Raw genomic sequence first — 21,406 nt, forward strand, 5'->3', positions numbered from 1 at the left:
CTGGCCCCCCTGCCCTCCCCCCTATACCCACCCTTATTTGCGGTTGCGGACCGCGGTGGAGCAGCGCGCACGGCGAGTCGGCGCGCGGCACGGCACTACGCTCCGCCGCAGTGCCGGCGGACCGGCGACGCGGCCGGGGGCCGAACCCGACGGGGAGTGCGACATGACCGACAGGGGGAGTGCGACATGACCGGAGTTGCGCAGGGGGCCGCCGCCGCGGACGGCTCGTCCTGGCACACGATCGAGGTCGATCTCGGCGAACGGGGCTATCCGGTGCGCATCGGCGCCGGGGTCCGGCACACCTTGCCCGAGGTGATCGCCCGGATCGGCGCCCGGAAGGCGGTGGTGGTGTCGGCCCGGCCCGGGGCGTGGACCCCCGATCCGGGGGTCGAGGCCCTGCACATCGCGGCCCGGGACGGCGAGCGGCACAAGACGCTGGCCTGGGTGGAGGAACTCTGCGTCTGCTTCGCCCAGTTCGGCCTGACCCGGTCGGACGTGGTGGTCTCCTGCGGGGGAGGCACCACGACCGACGCGGTGGGTCTGGCCGCCGCGCTGTACCACCGCGGGGTGCCGGTGGTGCACCTGCCGACCTCGCTGCTGGCCCAGGTCGACGCGAGCGTGGGCGGCAAGACGGCGGTGAACCTGCCGCAGGGCAAGAACCTGATCGGCGCGTACTGGCAGCCCCGGGCGGTGCTGTGCGACACGGACTACCTGACCACGCTGCCACAGCGGGAACGGATCAACGGCTACGGGGAGATAGCCCGCTGTCATTTCATCGGCGCCGGTGACCTGCGCGGCCTCGGCACGGCGGAGCAGATCGCGGCGAGCGTGGCCCGCAAGGCGCAGATCGTGAGCCTCGACGAACGCGACGCCGGGCTGCGGCATCTGCTGAACTACGGCCACACGCTGGGCCACGCCCTGGAGCGGGCCACGGACTTCGCGCTGCGGCACGGTGAGGCGGTGGCCGTGGGCACGGTGTTCGCCGGGCGGCTGGCCGGCGCGCTGGGCCGGATCGGTCCGGAGCGGGTGGCCGAGCACCTGGACGTCGTACGTCACTACGGGCTGCCCACCGAGTTGCCGGCGGGGGTGAGCACGGGCGAACTGGTGGCCCTGGCCCGGCTGGACAAGAAGGCGACCCGTGGTCTGGCCTTCGTGCTGGACGGGCCCGCGGGTGCCGAACTCGTCTCCGGCGTTCCGGCGGAGACGGTGGCGGCGGTCCTGGACGCGATGCCGCGTCGTGCGACGGCGGGAGCGCCGGCGCGATGACCGGTGACGCGCCCTGGAGCATCAGCGGAACCACCCGGCTGCTGGCCGTCATCGGGGACCCGGTGCGCCAGGTGCAGGCGCCTGCCCTGCTCAATCCCCTGCTGAACCGGCCCGGCACCGATGCCGTGCTGGTGCCGGTGCACGCCCGCCCGGACGACCTGCCGGACGTCGTCAGGGGCCTGCAACGGGCGGGCAACGTGGACGGGCTGCTGATCACCGTCCCGCACAAGGCGGCGGCCCGCGCGTTCGCGGACGGGCTGAGCCCGGCCGTCCGGCTCAGCGGCAGCACGAACGCGCTGCGCCGTGAACCGGACGGCCGCTGGTACGCGGAGAACTTCGACGGCGCCGGCTTCGTGGCGGGACTGCGGGCCGCCGGTCACGCACCGGAGGGACGGCGGGTGATGCTGGTCGGCGGGGGTGGCGCCGGCAGCGCCATCGCCGCGGCGCTGCTCGGGGCGGGCGCCGCCCGGCTGACGGTCTGCGAGCCCGACCGTCAGCGACGCGAGGCGCTGCTCGCCCGGCTGTCCCGGGTGTGGCCGGGGCGGCTGGCGGGCCGTGGCGTTCCCGATCCGGAGGGTGCTGACCTTGCGGTCAACGCCACTCCGCTGGGTCTCGGCCCGGGCGATCCGCTGCCGTTCGCGCCGAAAACGCTGGAGCCCGGTGCGGTGGTCGCCGACATCATCATGAAGCCCAGGGACACCGCGCTGCTGAAGTCGGCCGCCGCGCTGGGCCATCCGGTCCATCACGGCGTGCACATGCTGACCCGGCAACTCGATCTCTACCGGGAGTTCTTCCGGCTGGCTCCGGACCGGTAATCGGAACCATGAACTTCGGTTCACCAATGGGCGAGCGATTCCCGGACAGTAGGCGTGGCCCCCGCATGATGTCTTTCGCTTCGTGAATGAGAACGCGCGTACGACCGCAACAAAATGGGGGTAACGAAGTGAAACCGGTCGAACGGGACAAACAGTTGGAGCTATTGGACAAGCTCCTGTCCGAAACAGCCCAGGGGCACGGCCACGTGGCCCTGCTCGACGGAAGCATCGCCAGCGGAAAGACCGAAGTCCTGCACGCCTTCGGTGACCGGGCCGCCCGATCCGGCGCCCTGTACCTGCACGCGTCCTGCCATCCGGCCGAAAGTCCGGTGCCGCTGGGCGTGGTGAGCCAGCTCCTCGACAGCGCCCCGCTGCGGCCGGAACTCGCCGCACGGGCGCGCTCCTTGCTGCGTGACGCCGCCGCCCTGCCGATCGGGCCCGCCTGCGGACCCGTGCCGCCCGAACTCGCGCGCGTCCTGCACGCCCTGTCCCAGGTGATCCTCGAACTGTCCGCGTCCGCACCGGTGGTGCTCGGCGTCGACACGGTGCGCCACGCCGACCGGGCATCGCTCGACTGCCTGCTGAGACTGGTGCGCCGACTGCGCAACGGCCGGGTGCTCCTGGTGGTCACGGACGACACCGGAATGCTGCCGTCCGGCCCGCCGGTCCACTCCGAACTGCTGCGCCAGCCGCACGCGCACCGGATCCGTATCCCGCCGCTCTCGCAGAACGGCGTCCGCCAGTTCCTGGAGGAGCGGATGGACGCCGAGAGGGCGCGGACCCTGGCGCCGGCGGTCCATGACGCGGGCGGCGGCCATCCGCTGCTCACCCGGGTCCTCACCGAGGACCACCTGCTCTCCGGCGAGCCCCGGCCGCAGGGCTTCGGCGCCACGTTCGTCAGCTGCCTGCACCGCGGGGACTCGATGCTGCTGCGCGTCGTCCAGGCCCTCGCCGTCCTGGACGGCGGCGCCGCACCCGCCGAGCTGGGCCAGCTGCTCGGCACCGAGACCGGCACGGTCGAACGCACGCTCCGTTCACTGTCCGACAACGGCCTGCTGAACGGCGTGGAGTTCCGCCACCCGCTGGCCCGGTCCGCCGTGCTCGACTTCATGGGCGCCCAGGACGGCACGGAACTGCACCGCAGAGCGGCCCAGCTGCGCCAGGAGCAGGGCGCGACCGCCACCACCGTGGCCCGCCATCTCGTGGCGGCCGGCCGCGGCCAGTCGGTCTGGGCGACCGGCGTGCTGCTGGAAGCCGCCGAGCACGCGCTGCTCGACCACCGGTACGAGTTCGCCGCGGACTGCCTGCGGCTCGCGCACCGCTGCACCACCGACGAACGCGACCGGGCGACCATCCGGGCCCGCCTCGCCCACGCGGAGTGGCAGTACAGCCCGTCGGCCGCCGGCCGGCACCTCACCCCGCTCACCGCCGGCCGTGGCGAGCACCTGGACCGTGGCCAGAACCTTGCGCTCGTCCGCAAACTGCTGTGGCTCGGGCGCACCGAGGAGGCCACCGAGGTACTGGAGCGGCTGCGGCTGCTCAGCAGCGGCGACGAACACACCGAGGAGTCGATGGCGCTGCGCGACGCCGAACGGTGGCTGGCCCTCGCCCACCCGCCGCTGTGCCGGCGCCGGCAGCCGGCCGCACCCGCCGACCGGCGCGGCCCCCTGGTCACCCCGCGCATCGAACCGCAGCTCCAGGTCACCGCGCTGCTGGCGGACGGCCTGGTGCACGGCAAGAGCGCACAACTGGTCGACCGCGCCGAGCAGGTACTGCGCGAGCTGCGCCTGGGCGGTGCCACCCGCTGGGGCGAGGAGGCGGCCCTGACGGCGCTGCTCACCCTGGTCCAGGCGGAGGGGCACGACATCGCCGCGGAGTGGTGCGACAAGCTCCTGGACGACGCGCAGGGCCGCGAGGCACCCACCCAGCGCGCCCTGTTCGCCGGGATACGCGCCCATGTCGCGCTGCGCCAGGGCGACCTGCCGTCGGCGGTGCGTTTCGGCCAGGCCGCGCTGACCTACCTCTCCCACCAGTCGTGGGGGGTGGCGGTGGCACTGCCGCTGGGCACGCTGGCGCTGGCCGCGACCCGGATGGGCGACTACGAGGACGCGGCGAAATATCTGACCCGCGCCCTGCCCGAGGCGGTGTTCCAGAGCTGGTACGGGCTGCACTACCTGCATGCGCGCGGGCACTACCGGCTGGCGACCAACCACTCCCATGCCGCCCTCGCCGACTTCCTGGCCTGCGGCGATCTGGTCCGCCGCTGGGGCCTTGACAACGCCGACCTGGTGCCGTGGCGCACCAGTGCCGCCGAGGCATGGCTGCGCCTGGACAACCAGGACCAGGCCAGGCAGCTGCTGCACGAACAGCTCGGCCGGCTCGGCAACGAGCGCGGCCGGGTGCGCGCCCTCACTCTGCGGCTGCTCGCCGCGACCGTACCGCCACGCCGTCGGCCGCAGTTGCTCGCCGAGGCGCTGGACCTCTTCGAGGCGGCGGGCGACCGGTACGAGCAGGCACGGGTGCTGTCGGAGCTGAGCCGGGCCTGCTACGCGACCGGCGACAAACGACGTGCCCGGCTGCTGTTCCGGCACGCGCTGTACGTCGCCAACCGGTGCGAGGCGGGGCCCGTCGCGCAGGAACTGCTCGCCGTCAACGACAGCGGGATGACACGGGCGGGCTCCGCCCCGGACAGCAGCGAGGACATCGCGTCGCTCACCGGCTCCGAACGCCGGGTCGCCTCGCTGGCGGTGATGGGCTACACCAACCGCGAGATCGCCGACCGGCTGTACATCACGGCGAGCACCGTGGAGCAGCACCTCACCCGGGTCTACCGCAAGCTCCACGTCAAGCGCCGCAAGGACCTGCCGGTCGGCCTGTGGGCCGACGTCAGCAAGAAGACCGCGTGACCCCGTGTCCCTCCCCTCTCCCCCCGCCCCCTCAACCCGGCCGAGACCGACACCGAAGCAGGTGGACCATGTCCGTCGCCCCACGCGCCTCCGTCACGTCCACGCACCCGTCCGGCCCGCAGCAGCTGTCGTCCGGGCTGCGCGCCCGGCTCGACGAAGCACTGGCCAAACCGGCGCAGCAGCAGCCCCGGTGGCCCGACCCTGGCGCTGTCGAGGCGGTGCGCGGGACGCTCGGCACCCTGCCCGCCCTGGTGCTGCCCGCCGAGGTCGACGAGCTGGGCGCGCGCCTGGCCGAGGTGGCCCGTGGCCAGGCCTTCCTGTTACAGGGCGGCGACTGCGCCGAAACCTTCGCCGGCAACACGGAACAGCACATTCGGGCCAACCTTCGTACGCTGCTGCAGATGGCGGTCGTCCTGGCCTTCGGCACCGGACTGCCGGTGGTGAAGATCGGCCGGATCGCCGGCCAGTACGCCAAACCCCGGTCCGGGACGGTGGACTCGCTCGGCCTGCCGGTGTACCGGGGCGACATCGTCCACTCGTTCCTGCCCACGCCGGGTGACCGGACCCCGGACCCCGAGCGCATGCTGCAGGCCCACGCCAACGCGAGCACGACGATGAACCTGCTGCGCGCGGTCACCGGCCCCGCGGGCGACGCGGGACTGCACCATGTGCACGAGTGGAACAAGGACTTCGTCCGGCGTACCCCGGCGGGCGCCCGCTTCGAGCGGCTGGCCACCGAGATCGACCACGGCATCGGCCACCACGCCAGCACGCTCTACGGCCCCGAGGTGTACGCCGGGCACGAGGCGCTGCTGCTCGACTACGAGCGCGCACTGCTGCGCCCGCACGACGGCCGGCTGTACGGGGTCTCCGGCCACTTCCTGTGGATCGGTGAGCGCACCCGGCAGCCGGACGGGGCGCATCTCGCGCTGGCGGAGCTGCTGGCGAACCCCATCGGTCTGAAGATCGGCCCCTCCACCTCGCCCGAGCAGGCCGTGGAATACGCGCGGCGGCTCGATCCGCAGCGCGTCCCGGGCCGGCTGACGTTCATCACGCGGATGGGGAACACCCGGATCCGGGAGGTGCTCCCGCCGATCGTGGAGCGGGTCACCGCCGCGGGCCACGAGGTGGTCTGGCAGTGCGATCCGATGCACGGCAACACCCATGAGTCCCCGAGCGGTTACAAGACCCGGCACTTCGACCGGGTGGCCGACGAGGTCCGCGGCTTCCTGGAGGTGCACCGCGCCCTGGGCACTCATCCGGGGGGTCTGCACGTGGAGCTGACCGGGGACGACGTCACGGAGTGCCTGGGCGGCGCACAGGAGATCTCGGACGAGGACCTCGCGGACCGCTACGAGACGGTGTGCGACCCCCGGCTCAATCCGGAGCAGTCCCTGGAGCTGGCCTTCCTGGTGGCCGAGATGCTCCGCGGCTGACGGGCGCGAACGGACACGTGCAGGTGGCTCCCCCGCGAGACCGCGAGGGAGCCACCTTCACCTGGGAGGAAGGGCCGGGTGCGGGCTCAGCCGGTCCGCACCGCGCCGACCAGGCTGTGCGCGCAGGCGATGAGGCTGCGGGCCTCCACGTTCACGTAGTGGCTGTGCCGCAGCAGGCCGACGAGCTGGTGCAGGGTGAGCCAGCGGAAGTCCGCCGCGTCCTCGGGCTCGTAGTCCTCGTCGGCCTCGATGACCAGATAGCGGTTGCGCGCTTGGTGGAAACGGCCGCCCTCCTCGGAGAGCAGACTGTCGAAGCGGATGCGGTCCGGGGCCGCCGCCAGCACCTCACCGAGGAACCGGGGCCGGGCCTCGTCGGGCAGCACCGTGTAGTTGCCGGGTGTGGCCTGCACGGTGGGCGCGAGTTCCACCACGTCCAGATAGCCGGGCTGGATACGGGCGTTGACCAGGGCGTGCAGCACGCCGCCGATCCGTTTGACGAGGAAGGCGTTGATGCCGACGCCGACGGGTTCGACGACGGGCTGGGTCCAGCCGGCGACCTCCCGGTGCTCGGCCTGCACGGAGATGCCGATGACCCGGAAGAAGCGGCCGGTCTCGTGGACGATCTCGGCCGGGGTGCGCCGCCACTGGCCGACCCCGTCGAGCGGCACGATCCGGGTCCGCACCAGGGCCCGGGCCTTGGCCTCGGTGATCCAGCTGAGGATCTCGTCCGTGGTGTGCAGCGCGCCCTGCTCGTCGCTGCACGAACGGATCACGGCCGCACCGAAGGACTCGTCGGGCCGCGGGAAGGCGGCCGCCAGGTCGGCGCCGGAGAACGGCAGGCAGGACAGCACGGTGCGGGAGTCCATGTTGACGATGTCGTCGCCGTCGAGCAGCCGGTGCAGCTGCCCCAGCGTCAGCCAGCAGAAACCGTCACGGAGTTCGACGTCCTCGGTCACCTCGACCACGATGTTCCGGTTCCGTTTGTGGTAGAACCAGGCCCCCTGTTCGGACTGGAGGACGTCGGCCACCACCCGGTGCCGGCTGGTGTCCTGGAAGTACTCCAGATAGGGCACGGCATGGCCGCGGTGCACCTTGGTGTAGTTGCTGCGGGTGGCCTGGACCGTGGGTGAGAGCTGGACACCGTTGAAGTTGCCCGGCTCGTTCTTGGCCTGCATCAGGCAGTGCAGGACGCCGTCGAACTCCTTGACCACGATGCCGAGGATGCCGATCTCCGGCTGGTCGATGATCGGCTGGGCCCAGGAGGGCACCGCGGCGCCCGGCATCTCCACGGACAGACCGCGGACCGCGAAGAAGCGCCCGCTGTCGTGCACGAGGTCGCCGGTGTCCGGGTCGCGACCCCAGCGCTCCAGGTCGTCGAGGTCGATACGGTCGACCCGGGCCACGTCGAAGCTGCGCCGGTGCGCGAACCAGCGGTGGAATCCGGCGAGGTCCATGACCCCCTCGGCCGCCAGCGCGGATTCGGTGATCCGCAGCGCCATGCGCTCGTCCGGCCTGCGCAGTCGTACGGCGGCCGATGTGTCGAGCATGGGAACTCCTCGGCGTTGATGGGCGGCCTGTCCTCGTCCACTTCCGGGCCCACTATGCGGGAGGCCGAATGCCGGTGGCGGGCGCCCACCTCAACTCAGGGGGGAATTAGGGGATTTCCGTGGCCTGTTACCCGGTCAGCATGGGGTTGACAGGAAATGGAATTCAACATCTACGATCGGTGCGCTATCGCCGGGAATTCACCCCGGAATATCCAGTCGATGTGCGGCCGTGCCCATGGAATGCCGGTCGGCCCAGTGGAGGTCCCGAGTGAAGGCAAGTCCGTTGCGGATCGGCGTGCTCGGCTGTGCGGGAATCGCCTGGCGGCGCATGCTGCCGGCGATCGCAGCGAACCCGGCTGTGACCCTCACCGCCGTGGCGAGCCGGAGCGAGGAGAAGGCCCGGCGCTTCACCGACCGCTTCGGCGGTGAACCCGTGGAGGGCTACGAACGGCTCCTGGAACGCCCGGACGTCGACGCCGTCTACGTCCCGCTGCCCGCGCTGCTGCACGCCGGCTGGATCGAACGCGCGCTGCTCGCGGGCAAACACGTGCTCTCCGAGAAGCCGCTGGCCACCACGGCCAAGCAGGCCACCGCCCTGGTCGACCTCGCCCGGGAACGCGGCCTGGTGCTGCTGGAGAGCTTCATGTTCCTCACCCACTCCCAGCACGCCCGGGTGCGGGAACTGGTCGCCGACGGCGTCATCGGCGAACTGCGCTCCCTCACCGCGGAGTTCGCCTTCCCCGCGAAGGCGACCGACGACATCCGCTATCTGCCGGACGTGGGCGGCGGCGCGCTCACCGACATCGGCGTCTACCCGGTGCGCACGGCCCTGCTGCACCTGGGCCCGCAGCTGGACGTCCTGGGCGCCACGCTGCACCACGACCCGGCGCGCGCGGTCGATCTGGGCGGTTCCGCGCTGCTCGCCCGGGCCGACGGCGTCACCGCCCACCTGACCTGGGGCATGGAGCACTCCTACCGCTCCCGGTACGCGCTCTGGGGCAGCTCGGGCCGGATCAGCGCGCAGTGGGCGTACACGCCGCCGCCCACCCATTCGCCCGTCCTGCGGATCGAGCGGCAGGACCATCTTCAGGAGCTGACGCTGCCGGCCGAGGACCAGTTCGGCAACGTCGTCGCGGCATTCGTCGCACGGGTGGTGGACGGCGTGCCCTCGGGTCTTGAGGGCGAGTCCGTACTGACCCAGGCAGGTCTGGTCGACCGTGTGCGGGAACGGGCTCTGCTGCGCCCGTGACCATCGATCCGAGGGGACTTCGATGAGCAGGACCGAGAAAGATCTGATCCTCGAAAGCGTGCGCAAGTACCACCGCGCGCAGGAGGCGGACCGCCGGTTCGTACCGGGTGAGACACCGATTCTGCCGTCCGGAGCGACGTTCGACGAGGACGACCGCGCGGCCCTGGTGGAGGCGGCGCTCGCGATGCGCATCGCCGCGGGGGCGAGCGCGATCCAGTTCGAGCGGAAGTTCGCCCGGCTGCTGGGCCGCCGCAAGGCGCATCTGACGAACTCCGGCTCCTCGGCGAACCTCCTCGCGCTGACCGCGCTGACCCAGCGGGAGGTCGGCGACCGGCGGCTGGTGCCCGGCGACGAGGTCATCACCGTCGCGGCCGGGTTCCCGACCACGGTCAACCCCATCGTGCAGAACCAGCTGGTCCCCGTCCTCGTCGACGTCGACCTGCCCACGTACAACACCACCGCCGACCGGGTCGCGGACGCCATCGGGCCGCGCACCCGGGCCATCATGATCGCGCACGCCCTCGGCAATCCGTTCCCGGCCGCGGAGATCGCGGAACTGGCCAGGCAGCACGACCTGTTCTTCGTCGAGGACAACTGCGACGCCGTCGGTTCCTTCTACGACGGACGGCCCACCGGCAGCTTCGGCGATTTCGCCACGGCCAGTTTCTACCCGGCCCATCACCTCACGATGGGTGAGGGAGGCTGTGTGGTGACCGACAGCCTGCCGCTGGCGCGGGTGGTCGAGTCACTGCGGGACTGGGGCCGGGACTGCTGGTGCGAGCCCGCGCAGAGCGACACCTGCCACAAGCGCTTCTCGCAGCAGCTGGGCCGGCTGCCGTACGGGTACGACCACAAGTACACGTTCTCGCACATCGGTTACAACCTGAAGACGACGGATCTCCAGGCTGCCCTGGGGCTCGCGCAGTTCGAGAAGCTGCCCGAGTTCGGGGTGGCACGGCGGCGCAACTGGCAGCGGATGCGCGAGGCACTCGACGGGGTGCCCGGTCTGCTGCTGCCCGAGCCGACTCCGAACAGCGATCCGAGCTGGTTCGGTTTCGTCCTGACCGTCACCGAGGACGCGTCGTTCGACCGGCGCGAGATCGTCGCCTTCCTGGAGTCCCGCAAGATCGGCACGCGCATGCTGTTCTCGGGCAACCTCGCCCGGCAACCCGCATATCAGGACGTCGATTTCAAGGTCGTGGGCTCGCTGGAGAACAGCGACACGATCACCGAGCGCACCTTCTGGATCGGCGTCTACCCCGGTATCACCAACGAAATGATCGACTACGTCGCCCAATCCATCCGCGCGTTCACGGCGCGCTGACGAGCGGCCGGCCGCGCATCCGCCCGAAAGGGAGTACGGATCATGACAAACCGCGCCGCCTCGTCGGCCCTCGGCATCCCGGCCCAGCGCCGGGCCCCGCTCCCCTCGCTCACCGGCCTCCGGTTCCTCGCGGCCATGCTCGTCTTCCTCGTCCACTCCTCACTGCTCGCCGACCCCCTGCAACCGACGGCTCCGATCAGCTTCTTCGCCGACCAGGACATCGCGCAGCCGCTGGCCGACGTCCTGCGTCCCGCCGGATCCATCGGGGTGTCGTTCTTCTTCGTCCTCAGCGGTTTCGTCCTGACCTGGTCGTCGGTGCCCGGGGACAGACCCAGAGCCTTCTGGCGGCGCCGGGCACTGAAGATCTATCCCAACCACGTCGTGACCTGGGCGCTGGCGATGTGGCTGTACGCCGCCGCCCAGACCCCGCTGCACGCCTGGCTGCCCAACCTGTTCCTGGTGCACTCCTTCAGCAACCGGCCCGACACCTGGGCGAGCGTCAACGGACCGGCCTGGACGCTCTGTTCGGAACTCCTCTTCTACGCCCTGTTCCCGCTGTTCATCCTCCTGGTGCGGCGGATCGCGGAGCGACGGCTGTGGCTGTGGGCCGGTGTGATGGTCGTCGGCGTCGCCTCGATCCCGCTGGTGACGCGGTTGATCCCCGGGGGCGTGCAGACCCCCCTGTTCGACCAGAGCCTGAACCAGCAGTGGTTCAGCTACGCGTTCCCGCCGCCGCGGCTGTTCGAGTTCGTGCTGGGCATGATCCTGGCCCGGATCGTCGCCGCCGGCCTGTGGCCGCGGATCGGCCTGCTCCCCTCGGCCGCCGTCTTCGCCTGCGGTTACGCGGCCGCGGTCGCCGCGCCCGACCCGTACGACTTCAGCCTCACCACGATCGTCCCGGTCTCCATGCTCCTGTGCGCGGCGGCGACCTCGGATCTGCGCGGCGACGGCGGCTGGCTGAGCAGCCGGACCATGGTATGGCTGGGAAACGTCTCCTTCGGTTTCTATCTGGTCCAGGGTCTGGTGATCTGGTACGGCCGCCCCGAGGTGCTGGGGGCGCGTACCTTCGCCACCCCGGTGGCCGTCCTGCTGCTGATCGCGCTGTTCCTGGCGAACCTGCTGGCCGGCTGGCTGCTGTACACCCTGGTGGAGCGGCCGGTGATGCGCCGCTGGAGCCGCAGCAGGAAGCAGCAGCCGAAGGGAGCGCCGCACAGCACGCCCCGTACGGGCTCCCTGGCCGGGTAGCGGGCGCGGAGCGGGCGGTTGTCATGCAACACAACGATCTGAACGAAGAGGTGATGTCGTGTCGGACACGATCCGGGTAGGGGTGATCGGCGCCAACGCGGACCGGGGCTGGGCCGCGGCGACGCATCTGCCCGCCCTGGAGCAGTTGCCGGGCCTGGAGCTGACCGCGGTGGCCACCACGCGCGCGGAGGCCGCCGCCCGGGCGGCGGCGCACTGGGGTGCCCCGTACGGCTTCGCGGATCCCGCGGAACTGATCGAGCACCCGGAAGTGGACCTCGTCACCATCGCGGTGCAGCTCCCCGCCCGGGACGACCTCGTCGCCCAGGCGATCGCCGCGGGCAAGCACGTGTACTGCGAATGGCCGCTGGCGGCGGACGCCGCCGGGGCAGCCCGCTACCGCGACCTCGCCGAGCAGGCCGGCGTCCGGCACGCCGTCGGGCTCCAGAGCCGGCAGCACCCGGCCGTCCGCCAGCTGCGCGATCTGGTCGCCGACGGCCGGGTCGGGGAGGTGCTGTCGGCGACGCTGTCGTACTCGGCGTCCACGCCGACCGGCACGCTGCTGCCGCAGCGCTACGCCTGGCTCGCGGACCGCGACAAGGCGGTCAACACGCTCACCATCGTCGGCGCCCACGCCCTCGACATGTTCCGGTGCGCGGTCGGGGACTTCACCGAGCTGAACGCGACGCTCGCCACCCGCACCCCGCACCTGGTGATCGCCGAGACCGGCGAGGACGTCCCGGTGACCTCGCCCGACCACGTCCTGGTGCAGGGCACCCTGGCGTCCGGCGCGATGGCCACGGCGCAGATCCTCACCGGTGGTCTGCAGGGTTCGGGGCTGCGGATCGAGGTGTACGGCAGGAAGGGGCGGCTCGTCCTCGAAGCCGAGACCGCCGCGCTCGCGGGTTCCGAGCTGCATGTGGGCTGGGCGCGGGACGAGCACACGACGGAGCGGATCCCCGTGCCGCAGGCGCACCGCACCGTCCTGCCCGACGAGCTGCCCGCCGTCCGCAACGTCGGCCGGGTCTACGCGGAACTGGCCGCGGCGATCCGGGACGGTGGCACCGTCGAGCCGGACTTCACCACGGCCGTCGCACTGCACCGCCTGGTGGACAGCATCAACGAGTCGGCGGACAGCGGGCGTCGTACGACGCTCTGAGCGCGCCGCAAGACGCGTCGAAGGGGTGGTCTCCCGATGGGAGGCCACCCCTTCGACGTGCGGTTCAGGCGGCGGCGCTCGCTTCGATCACGTCCGCCGCGCGCCGGGTGCCGCCGGCCGCCGCGACGTGCTCGCGCATGGCCGCGACCCGGCGGCCCACCTCGTCGTCGGCCGTGAGGTCGAGCGCGGCCGCGCGCAGCCGCGGCGCGTCGAAGTCCGCCGGCTCGATGAGCCGGCCCAGGCCGAGTTCGGCGACCCGCTGCGCGTTGGGGGCGACATCGAGCCACTGCGGCACGACCACCAGCGGCACCCCGGCGAGCAGGGCCTCCATGATGCTTCCCGTGCCGCCGTGGCTGACGAACAGCGAGGCGTGTTCCAGGACCTGGAGGTGCGGGACCCACTGGTGGGCCTCCACGTTGCCGGGCAGCGGGCCGAGGTCGTCGACCCCGACCTTGTCGCCGACGGAGATCACGGCGTGCCAGGGCAGGTCGGCGAACGCGTCGACCGCGGCCCGGAAGAACCCGAGGTTGTCGTTGTGCACGGTGCCCAGCGACACCAGGGCCAGCGGCCGGCCGTCGTCCGGAGCCCGCCAGTCACCGAGGAACTCCCGCTCGCCCAGGCAGGGTCCGACGAAGGCGAACCGGTCGTCGAACGTCTCACCGCGGTACTGGAAGTTCTGCGGGAGATACACGAGGTTGCGTTCCTCGGGGCCGCGCACGGTCCACAGATAGTCCTCCAGCGGACCGTCCAGACCGTGTTCGGCGAGCAGCGCGGTCGTCTCGTCCACCGGGTCGACCAGGGTGAAGCCGTCCGCCTCCTCCAGCATTTTACGGATGAAGGAGAAGTGCTCGTTGAAGGCGAAGCTGGGCGTGGACTGCACGGCGGGCCTGCGCCACTTGCGGGCCAGGACGCGGCCCGCCTGGAAGGCCGCCTCGTCGTAGACCACGATGTCGGGCCTGCGCTGCCCGTAGTGCGCCTCGATCGCCGCCAGCATGGCGATGTTCTCGCGCAGGAACACCGCGGGCGCTCCGCCCGCCTCGGGCTTGCCGACCAGCTCCAGCGGGTTCACCGAGTCGTACGTCAGGGGCTGCGCGCCCGTCGCCCGTACGGTGTCGGCGAACTCGTCGACCGTGACATAGGTGACGGTGTTGCCGCGCGCCACGAGTTCGGTGACGACGGCGAGGGTCGGGAACACGTGTCCGCGGGCCGGGATGTTGATGAGCAGGATGCTTTTTCCCATGTCTCGCTCTCTACTGTTCGGGGGCGAGCACCGTGCCGGTCTCCAGATCCGTCACCGTCAGGGCCTCCCACGGGCAGGATTCGGCGGCGTCGAGGACGGTCTCGTCGGGTGCGATCTCCGCCGCCACGGGCTGCGACTTGCGGTCCTGCAGCCGGAACCGGCCGGGTGCCGTGCCGATGCAGATGGCGGAGCCGTTGCAGACGGTCCGGTCGACGGTGACCGACCAGCGGCCCGCCGGCGACTGCGGCACGCTCACCAGGCGACCAGCAGCGCGCTCGGGCCGCGGACGATCCGGTCCCGGCGCCAGGGCACCTGCGCGGACTCCCCGGCCAGGTGCAGCCCGGGCAGCCGGCGGATCAGGGTGCCGATGGTCACCTGGAGTTCGACGCGGGCGAGCGGGGCGCCCAGGCAGTGGTGCACGCCGTGGCCGAAGGCGATGTGCTGGTTGTCGCGGCGGTCCAGGTCGAGCCGGTCGGCGTGCTCGAAGACGGACTCGTCGCGGTTGGCGAGCAGCGGCATGGCCACGACGGCGTCGCCCTTGCGGATGACCTTGCCGCCCAGCTCGATGTCCTCCAGGGCGATGCGCGCGTTGTCCGCGCCCGCGGACAGCGGGGTGTGGCGCAGGAGTTCCTCGATGGCCTGCGGCACCAGGTCCGGTTCGGCGACGAGCCGCTGCCAGTAGCCCTCGTGCGTCAGCAGCTGGTAGGTCTGGCTGCCGATCTGGTTCGCGGTGGTCTCGTGGCCGGCCGCCAGCAGGGTCACGGCCAGCACGATCAGTTCCTGCTCGCTGAGCCGGTCCTCCTCGTCGCGGGCCTGGATCAGCCCGCTGAGCAGGTCGTCGCCCGGATTCTCGCGGCGGCTGGCGATGAGGCCGCCCATGTACGCCAGCAGTTGGTTCAGGGCGTCCGCGATCTCCTCGGGGGAGGTCTCGTTGCCGGTGGCGAGGGCGAGTCCGGTCCAGGTGCGGAAGTTGTTGCGGTCCTCCTTGGGCACACCGAGCAGTTCGGAGATCACCCGGACCGGGAGCGGCCAGGCGACGATCTTCGCGAGGTCGGCGGGCTGCCCGGCGTCGAGCAGTTCGTCGATGAGTTCGTCGACCATGATCTGCACCCGGGGGCGCAGTTCCTCGATGCGGCGGACCGTGAACGCCTTGGAGACCAGCTTGCGCAGCCGGCTGTGGTCCGGCGGGTCCATGCTGAGGATGTTCTCGGACTCCAGCGGCGGCCGCAGCCGGGGCACGTCGCTGCCCACGGTGGCCGCGCGGCTGAACCGGTGGTCGGAGAGGACGGCCTTGATGTCGTCGTACCGCGTGGCCAGCCATGCCTCGCCGCCGTACGGCATGGTCACCTTGGACAGCGGCTCGTCCCTGCGCAGTTCCGCGTAGCGGGGGTGGACGTCTAGCCGCTCCGGGGGCCCGAACGGATAACTGGGCGCGGCCTGATCTGCGGTCGTCATACCGGCTGGGTCCCTTTCTGATGCACGTACACGAAAACGGAAGAACGGCTGAAACGCTACGGGTCAAGGGGGTGTTCGCCATCCCCTAATGCCCCCCTGACCTGGGCCGGTGTCCGGGGACGACCGTGCAGGTGGCAGGGCATGGGCGAGCGCCCGGTCGCGCGCTGGGGCACGACCGGGCGCTCGTCCGGCACCGGGCGGGGGTGACCGGCGCCGGATCCGTGACCGGACCGCTCGTGGCGGTCGGTCAGTTCTGGTTCGGAGACGGCACTGCGGCGTCCTCCGCGCCCTGTCCGGCCGCGTCGGCGGGAACCGCCGCGGCCTTCGGGGCACGCAGTACGAAGGCGGCGAGGACGACGCCGACCACCTCCAGCGCGGCGGCCACCAGGAAGGACACGTGGTAGCCGCCGGTCATGGCCTCGGCCGGGTTCTTGCCCTGGCCGAGCAGGCTCTCCGAGCGGGATCCGGCCAGCGTCGCGAGGATCGCCACGCCGAGCGCACCGCCGACCTGCTGGGTGGTGTTGATCAGGCCCGAGGCGAGACCCGAGTCGGCGGGTGTCGCACCGGACATGGCGAGCCCCATCACGGCGGGCAGCGCGAGACCGGCGCCGACTCCGAGGAGGATCACCGAGGGCAGGATGTCCGGGGCGTAGGACGCGTCCACGGGCAGCCGGCCCAGCAGGCCCAGCGCGACCGCGGTGACGACCATGCCCACGAGCAGCACACGGCGCGGGCCGAAGCGGGTGATGAGCTTGGCGGAGTAGCCGAGCGAGATCACGGCGATCACGATGGGACCGGGCAGGTAGGCCATGCCGGTCTTGATCGAGCTGTAGCCGGCCACCGACTGGAGGTACAGGGCGAGCAGGAACTGGAAGCCGAACAGTCCGGCCACGAAGAGGACCATGACCCCGTTGGAGCCCGAGAGGTGGCGTGAGCGGAAGATCCGCAGGGGCAGCAGGGGGGTCTTGGCCTTGGCCTGCCGCAGCACGAATCCGATGAGCATGACGATGGCCAGCCCGCCGAAGCCGAGGGTCTGGGCGGAGCCGAGCCCGTCGCTCTCGATCCTGTTGATCGCGAAGACGAGCAGCATCAGACCGCCGGTCACCAGGACGGCGCCCACCATGTCGGCTCCGGCCCCGAAGCCGAGCCCCCGGTCGGTGTCGAACAGCCGGGAGGCGGCGAAGAGGATGACGACGCCGATCGGCACGTTGATGTAGAAGATGGAGTTCCAGCCGGCCGCCTCGGTCAGCACACCGCCGGCGATGACACCGATGGAGCCGCCGGCCGCGGCCACGAAGCTGAAGATGCCGATGGCCTTGGCCTGGTCGCGGGGCTCCAGGAACATCGTCACGATCATGCCCAGGGTCACGGCGCTGGCCATGGCACCGCCGACGCCCTGGACGAACCTGCCGAAGATCAGCATCCCCTGGCTGCCCGCCAGCGCGCACAGCAGCGAGGCCGCCGAGAACAGGGTGATACCGCCGATGAACATGCGCTTGCGGCCGATGAGGTCACCGAGCCGGCCGGACAGCAGCAGCAGTCCGCCGAACGCGATCATGTACGCGTTGACCAGCCAGGCGAGGTTGGACTGGGAGAAGTCCAGCTCCTTGCCGATGGTGGGCAGCGCCACGGTGACGACGCTTCCGTCCAGGACGATCATCAGCGTTCCCGCGCAGAGCGTGTACAACGCCAGCCAGCGTTTCCGCTCGACCGGGGCGGCCGTGTCGGCAGCCATGGGTGACCTTCTTTCTCAAAGGGAACGACTTGTTACTGGATTCATCATGTGTGACCCTGAAGCCCGGTGGAAGGAGGCACTTTTATGTCCCAGGGGAACAGCGCTGTGACCGTCCAGGTCCGGGCCGTGCCGCCGGTCGAGAAAGTCGGCGGCGGCACCTCCGACGACCACGAGAAGACAGCCTGCACGGTGCTCCAGGTCCTGGAGCGGGTGAGCGGCAAGTGGGCGATCGGCATCCTGCTGGAGTGCGCGCAGGGGCCGCGCCGCTTCACCGAGCTGGAGCGCGCGGTGCGGGGCATCAGCCGCCGCATGCTCACCCTGACCCTGCGCAATCTGGAGCGGGACGGGCTGCTGACCCGGACGGTCTATCCGACGGTTCCACCGAAGGTGGAGTACACGGCTACGCCGATGGCCGTCGAACTGTACGAGTCGCTGGTGTCCCTCGCCCGGTGGGCGGAGCGCCATCGCTCCGCGATCGCCGACGCGCGCAGGGAGTACGACACCGGCGCGGTCGATCTCGTCGGCTGACCCCGCGGCCCGGTCCGGGCCTCGGCGGCTCCGGCCGCCGAAGGCCCGGTGCCGACGTCGGCGCCCGCGCCGGGCACCAAGCACCGGGTGTCCCTGGCCCGACTTCAGGAGACAGCGCGCAGGAACCCCGGCGTCAGCCGGTTCCGGCCACCGCGAGCCGAGCGCTCAACTCGTCGACCAGCAGGGCCAGTTCGACGGAGTCCGCCGCAGCGCCGTACACATAGAAGTCCGGGCGGACGACCAGCGCCGTCGCGCCCGCGGAAGCCAGCTGCGACAGATACGTACCGTCCAGATCGCGCAGGGCTCCGGCCTCGCCGGGGACGTCCGCATGGCCGGCGGGCACCAGCCGGACGGCCCGCACACCGAGGTCCGCGAGGGTCCGCAGCCGGTCCGCGTCGAGCAGTTCCTCGACGCGCACCGTACTGAACAGGGTGAACCCGGGACCGACGACCTCGTCGAACCGCCCCTTGGCCCCGTCCCGGGCGACCCTGCCCTGCGGGCCGAGTTCCCCGGCCGGAGCGATCGGCCGGTCCTCGGCGTCCCGGTGGAGCAGCCCCTCGGTGAGCTGCTGCACGGCCGGCTCGCGGCTGGTGCGGCCGAGGCCGCGCTCCCTGGTGGCGATCATGATCGCGTCGCGGTCCCGGGCGGCCTTCGGGTCGGTCTGGCAGATGATCCGGCCGAGGTCCATCGACATGCCGATCGCATGCTGCACATGGGCGCGGCGTTCCGTGGTGTACGTGTCCAGCAGTGCCTCCCCCGCCGTGCCGCGCAGCACGCGGCCGAGCTTCCACGCCAGGTTGGCGGCGTCACGGAAGCCCGAGCACATGCCCTGTCCGGCAAACGGTGGCATGAGGTGCGCCGCGTCGCCCGCGATCAGGACCCGTCCGATACGCCATTCGGTCGCATAGCGGGCCTGGAAGGTGTAGACGGCGTGCCGCTCCAGCGTGGCGTTGCCGGGTGTGACACCGAACAGGGCGAGCAGTTTCCAGGCGTTCTCGGTCCTGCCGAATGCGTCGACGGATTCGCCCGGGATCCGCATGAACTCCCAGCGCCGGTGCCCGGGGCCGGCCGACACCTCGGTCCTGGGGCGCAGGGGGTCACAGACCTGGAGGTTGTTGGGGTGGAACTCGCGGGGTTCGTGCAGCACGACGTCGCAGGTCAGCCAGTCGTTGAAGAACCCGTAGTCCTTCAGGCCGGCGTGCACGGCCTCGCGTACGAAGCTGTTGGCGCCGTCGCAGCCGACCAGCCAGGGAGCCGTGAACTCGCCTGGTCCGTCCGGGCCGACTGTGCCGACCCGGACCCGGTCGCCGTGGTCGGCCAGCGCCACGACCTCGTGTCCGCGCAGGATGCGCAGGCCGGGCAGGGTCTCGGCGCGGGCCGCGAGCGCCGCCTCCAGAGCGGGCTGGTACATGGACGTCGAGTCGGGCCATCCGGAGCGGCCCACGTCCGCGACGTCGACGTGGAAGAGAAGCGCGCCCTCGCCGTTGCGCCAGGTGTAGTCGCGGGACGACTCGCCGAACTCGTCGACCAGGTCGCCGACTCCGGCGGCGGCGAGGATCCGCGCCGACTCCCCGTCGAAGGAGACGGCCCGCGGCATCGGATAGGGCTGCGGCCACCGCTCCAGCACGATGACCCGGAGATCCTGCCGGGCCAGCAGGAGCGCGGTGACCAGGCCGACCGGTCCGGCGCCGACGACCAGGACGTCGGCCTCGGCGGGCGCGTCCTGGGCGGGCCCGGTCACCGCTGAACTGTCGTTCATCTCGTCGTCTCCGGTTGTCAGTCGGCGGTCCGCAGGATGTCGGCCACGACCTGGTCCAGGTCGGCCCGGTCGACGAGACCGCGGATGGTCTCATGGCCGTCGTCCACGGTGAGCAGGCGCCGGCCGATGAGGATCCGTTGACCGCGGTCGAAGGCCCGGCCGCGGATGACGGTTCCGGTGTGCGCCAGTTGCCGCGCGAAGGCCACCAGGTCGGGTGTGGGGTTCTCCCACTCCGCGAACTCCCTGGGGCGCAGCCTGAACCGGTACACCGGCTGCCGGACTCCGGTGCGCCCACTGCGTTCGACGACGTGGTAGTCGTCCTGGCGCAGGATGCGGAAGTCGTTGCCGTACTGGTGCTGGATCTCGTCGTTCACCCGAAGCGGTTCGAGGTACGAGGGTCCGACGAACCCGACGTCGACGAGGACCGGTTCGCCGTCCAGCCGTACGAAGCCGAAGACGTGCTCCAGGTCGGGCCCGAAGCTGCCGTCCATCTGCCGGATGCCGGCCGCCAGTACGCCGGTCTCGAAGCCGATCCGCTCCAGGAGGAGACGGAAGATCCCGTTGAGTTCGTAGCAGACCCCGCCGCGGCCCTCGACGATCAGGTTATCGAACGTCTCGTCCGGATCGATGTCGACACCTTCCCACAGGGAGGTGCCGTTTCCGGTGTTCCGGGTGCTGTCGTACGGCACGGCGATCAGGTGTTTCTTGTGCAGGGTCCGCAGGGTTTCCCAGTCGGCGCGCACCGGACCGGTGTGGCCGAGGACCTTGAGATAGCGCTCGACGTCAAACACCGGCCCGCTCCTCGCTGTTGTCGGAGTCGTCCGCGGCGTAGAGCTCGCCCAGGTGCTCGGCGAGCGCGGCCGGGGTGGGGTGGTCGAACAGCAGCATGATCGGCAGTTCGAAGCCGGTTGCGGCGGAGAGGCGGTTGCGCAGTTCCACGGCGGTGAGCGAGGTGAAGCCGATCTGGAAGAAGACGCCGCCGCCGTCGATCGGTGCGGGGTCGTCGTGCCCGAGCACGGCCGCCGCCTCGGCTCGCACGCGTTCCAGCAGCAGTGCGGCCCGTTCCTCCTCGGAGGCCCCGGCGAGCAGGGCGGTGAGCGTCTCGGCCTGCGGCTCCTGCGCCGCGTCGGGGCCGTCGCCACCGTTCGCAGGGTCGTCCATCGTCAGGTCCTCCTTGGCTGTGTGACGGGTACGCGATGTGGTCTCAAGCCAGTAGCGGCGGTGCTGGAAGGGATACGTGGGCAGGTCCGACAGGGGTCCTCCGGCGTGCGGCAGGACGGTCGACCAGTCGACCTCCACTCCGCGTGTCCACAGCTCCCCGGCCGAGGTCAGGAACCGCCGCATACCGCCGTCGTCGCGCCGCAGTGTCCCAGTGACGACCGAGGAGACTCCTCCAGCGGTCTCCAGGGCCTCCTGTACGCCGACCGTCAGCACGGGATGCGCGCTGGCTTCCACGAACACCCGGAACCCGTCCGCGGCCAACGCTTCCATCGCAGCCCCGAACCGCACCGGCTGCCGCAAATTCCGATACCAGTACTCACCCCCCATCCGACCATCCTCAACCCACTCACCATCCACCGTCGAGAACAACGGAACCCGCGGACACACCCCCCGAACCTCGCCCAGCACCTCACCCAACTCCCCCTCCAGCAACTCCACATGCGACGTATGCGACGCATAATCCACCGCAATACGACGCACCCGCACCCCCACACCCTCACCCCAACCCACCAACTCATCCAACG

Annotated in this window: 17 protein-coding genes; 9 read left to right on the forward strand and 8 right to left on the reverse strand. The window is 71.2% G+C overall.

Annotated elements, in window-relative coordinates; all coding sequences use genetic code 11:
- The first annotated feature begins 186 nt into the window (after positions 1–186).
- The 4 genes from ACFYPJ_RS22100 (at position 187) to ACFYPJ_RS22115 (ending at position 6,423) form a co-directional block, all read left to right on the forward strand.
- Positions 187–1,266: a 3-dehydroquinate synthase family protein gene (locus tag ACFYPJ_RS22100; protein WP_389019647.1), complete on the forward strand. Its 1,080-nt coding sequence runs from the start codon at positions 187–189 to the stop codon at positions 1,264–1,266.
- On the forward strand, positions 1,263–2,081 hold the full coding sequence (locus ACFYPJ_RS22105) for a shikimate dehydrogenase family protein (RefSeq protein WP_389019649.1): 819 nt from the start codon (positions 1,263–1,265) through the stop codon (positions 2,079–2,081). The genes ACFYPJ_RS22100 and ACFYPJ_RS22105 overlap by 4 nt, the downstream gene beginning before the upstream one ends.
- Positions 2,082–2,209: 128 nt before the next feature.
- Positions 2,210–4,987, forward strand: coding sequence for an AAA family ATPase (locus ACFYPJ_RS22110; protein WP_389019651.1), 2,778 nt, complete (start codon positions 2,210–2,212; stop codon positions 4,985–4,987).
- Positions 4,988–5,055: 68 nt separating this feature from the next.
- A complete protein-coding gene (locus ACFYPJ_RS22115; protein WP_389019654.1) occupies positions 5,056–6,423 on the forward strand; it encodes a 3-deoxy-7-phosphoheptulonate synthase class II in 1,368 nt (455 codons plus the stop codon).
- Between the two features lie 86 nt (positions 6,424–6,509).
- On the opposite strand, the gene ACFYPJ_RS22120 is transcribed toward ACFYPJ_RS22115, so the two are convergent.
- Entirely contained in the window at positions 6,510–7,970 is a 1,461-nt protein-coding gene (locus ACFYPJ_RS22120; RefSeq protein ID WP_389019657.1) for an NDP-hexose 2,3-dehydratase family protein, read from the reverse strand.
- A gap of 268 nt (positions 7,971–8,238) precedes the next feature.
- On the opposite strand from ACFYPJ_RS22120, the gene ACFYPJ_RS22125 reads away from it, so the two are divergent.
- Genes ACFYPJ_RS22125 through ACFYPJ_RS22140 form a run of 4 tightly spaced genes read left to right on the forward strand, consistent with a single transcriptional unit; the run spans position 8,239 to position 12,944 of the window.
- Positions 8,239–9,219 (forward strand): Gfo/Idh/MocA family protein, encoded by a 981-nt coding sequence (locus tag ACFYPJ_RS22125; RefSeq protein WP_389019660.1) that lies wholly within the window; start codon positions 8,239–8,241, stop codon positions 9,217–9,219.
- 22 nt (positions 9,220–9,241) lie between these two features.
- A complete protein-coding gene (gene rfbH, locus ACFYPJ_RS22130) occupies positions 9,242–10,543 on the forward strand; it encodes a lipopolysaccharide biosynthesis protein RfbH (protein ID WP_389019662.1) in 1,302 nt (433 codons plus the stop codon).
- A gap of 42 nt (positions 10,544–10,585) precedes the next feature.
- On the forward strand, positions 10,586–11,788 hold the full coding sequence (locus ACFYPJ_RS22135) for an acyltransferase family protein (RefSeq protein ID WP_389019664.1): 1,203 nt from the start codon (positions 10,586–10,588) through the stop codon (positions 11,786–11,788).
- Positions 11,789–11,846: 58 nt separating this feature from the next.
- Positions 11,847–12,944: a Gfo/Idh/MocA family protein gene (locus tag ACFYPJ_RS22140; protein WP_389019667.1), complete on the forward strand. Its 1,098-nt coding sequence runs from the start codon at positions 11,847–11,849 to the stop codon at positions 12,942–12,944.
- 64 nt (positions 12,945–13,008) lie between these two features.
- On the opposite strand, the gene ACFYPJ_RS22145 is transcribed toward ACFYPJ_RS22140, so the two are convergent.
- The 4 genes from ACFYPJ_RS22145 to ACFYPJ_RS22160 form a co-directional block, all read right to left on the reverse strand.
- Positions 13,009–14,184 (reverse strand): macrolide family glycosyltransferase, encoded by a 1,176-nt coding sequence (locus ACFYPJ_RS22145; protein WP_389019670.1) that lies wholly within the window; start codon positions 14,182–14,184, stop codon positions 13,009–13,011.
- 10 nt (positions 14,185–14,194) lie between these two features.
- Entirely contained in the window at positions 14,195–14,440 is a 246-nt protein-coding gene (locus tag ACFYPJ_RS22150; RefSeq protein WP_389019673.1) for a ferredoxin, read from the reverse strand.
- Positions 14,437–15,639, reverse strand: a complete 1,203-nt coding sequence (locus ACFYPJ_RS22155; RefSeq protein ID WP_389019676.1) for a cytochrome P450 — start codon at positions 15,637–15,639, stop codon at positions 14,437–14,439. Before ACFYPJ_RS22155 ends, ACFYPJ_RS22150 begins: the two co-directional genes overlap by 4 nt.
- A gap of 247 nt (positions 15,640–15,886) precedes the next feature.
- Positions 15,887–17,374: an MFS transporter gene (locus tag ACFYPJ_RS22160; RefSeq protein ID WP_389019679.1), complete on the reverse strand. Its 1,488-nt coding sequence runs from the start codon at positions 17,372–17,374 to the stop codon at positions 15,887–15,889.
- Between the two features lie 84 nt (positions 17,375–17,458).
- On the opposite strand from ACFYPJ_RS22160, the gene ACFYPJ_RS22165 reads away from it, so the two are divergent.
- A complete protein-coding gene (locus ACFYPJ_RS22165) occupies positions 17,459–17,902 on the forward strand; it encodes a winged helix-turn-helix transcriptional regulator (protein ID WP_389019681.1) in 444 nt (147 codons plus the stop codon).
- Between the two features lie 133 nt (positions 17,903–18,035).
- Here ACFYPJ_RS22165 and ACFYPJ_RS22170 read toward each other — a convergent pair whose 3' ends face one another.
- From ACFYPJ_RS22170 to ACFYPJ_RS22180, 3 genes are read right to left on the reverse strand one after another with little or no spacing between them, the layout of a single operon-like run.
- Positions 18,036–19,661, reverse strand: a complete 1,626-nt coding sequence (locus ACFYPJ_RS22170) for a bifunctional 3-(3-hydroxy-phenyl)propionate/3-hydroxycinnamic acid hydroxylase (protein WP_389019684.1) — start codon at positions 19,659–19,661, stop codon at positions 18,036–18,038.
- A 17-nt stretch (positions 19,662–19,678) separates the two neighbouring features.
- Complete coding sequence (locus ACFYPJ_RS22175; RefSeq protein ID WP_389019686.1) at positions 19,679–20,452, reverse strand: arylamine N-acetyltransferase; 774 nt, start codon at positions 20,450–20,452, stop codon at positions 19,679–19,681.
- Positions 20,445–21,392, reverse strand: coding sequence for an acyltransferase domain-containing protein (locus ACFYPJ_RS22180; protein ID WP_389019727.1), 948 nt, complete (start codon positions 21,390–21,392; stop codon positions 20,445–20,447). The genes ACFYPJ_RS22175 and ACFYPJ_RS22180 overlap by 8 nt, the downstream gene beginning before the upstream one ends.
- Positions 21,393–21,406 lie beyond the last annotated feature (14 nt).

This window comes from Streptomyces sp. NPDC006012, from assembly GCF_042871185.1.
GTDB lineage: Bacteria > Actinomycetota > Actinomycetes > Streptomycetales > Streptomycetaceae > Streptomyces.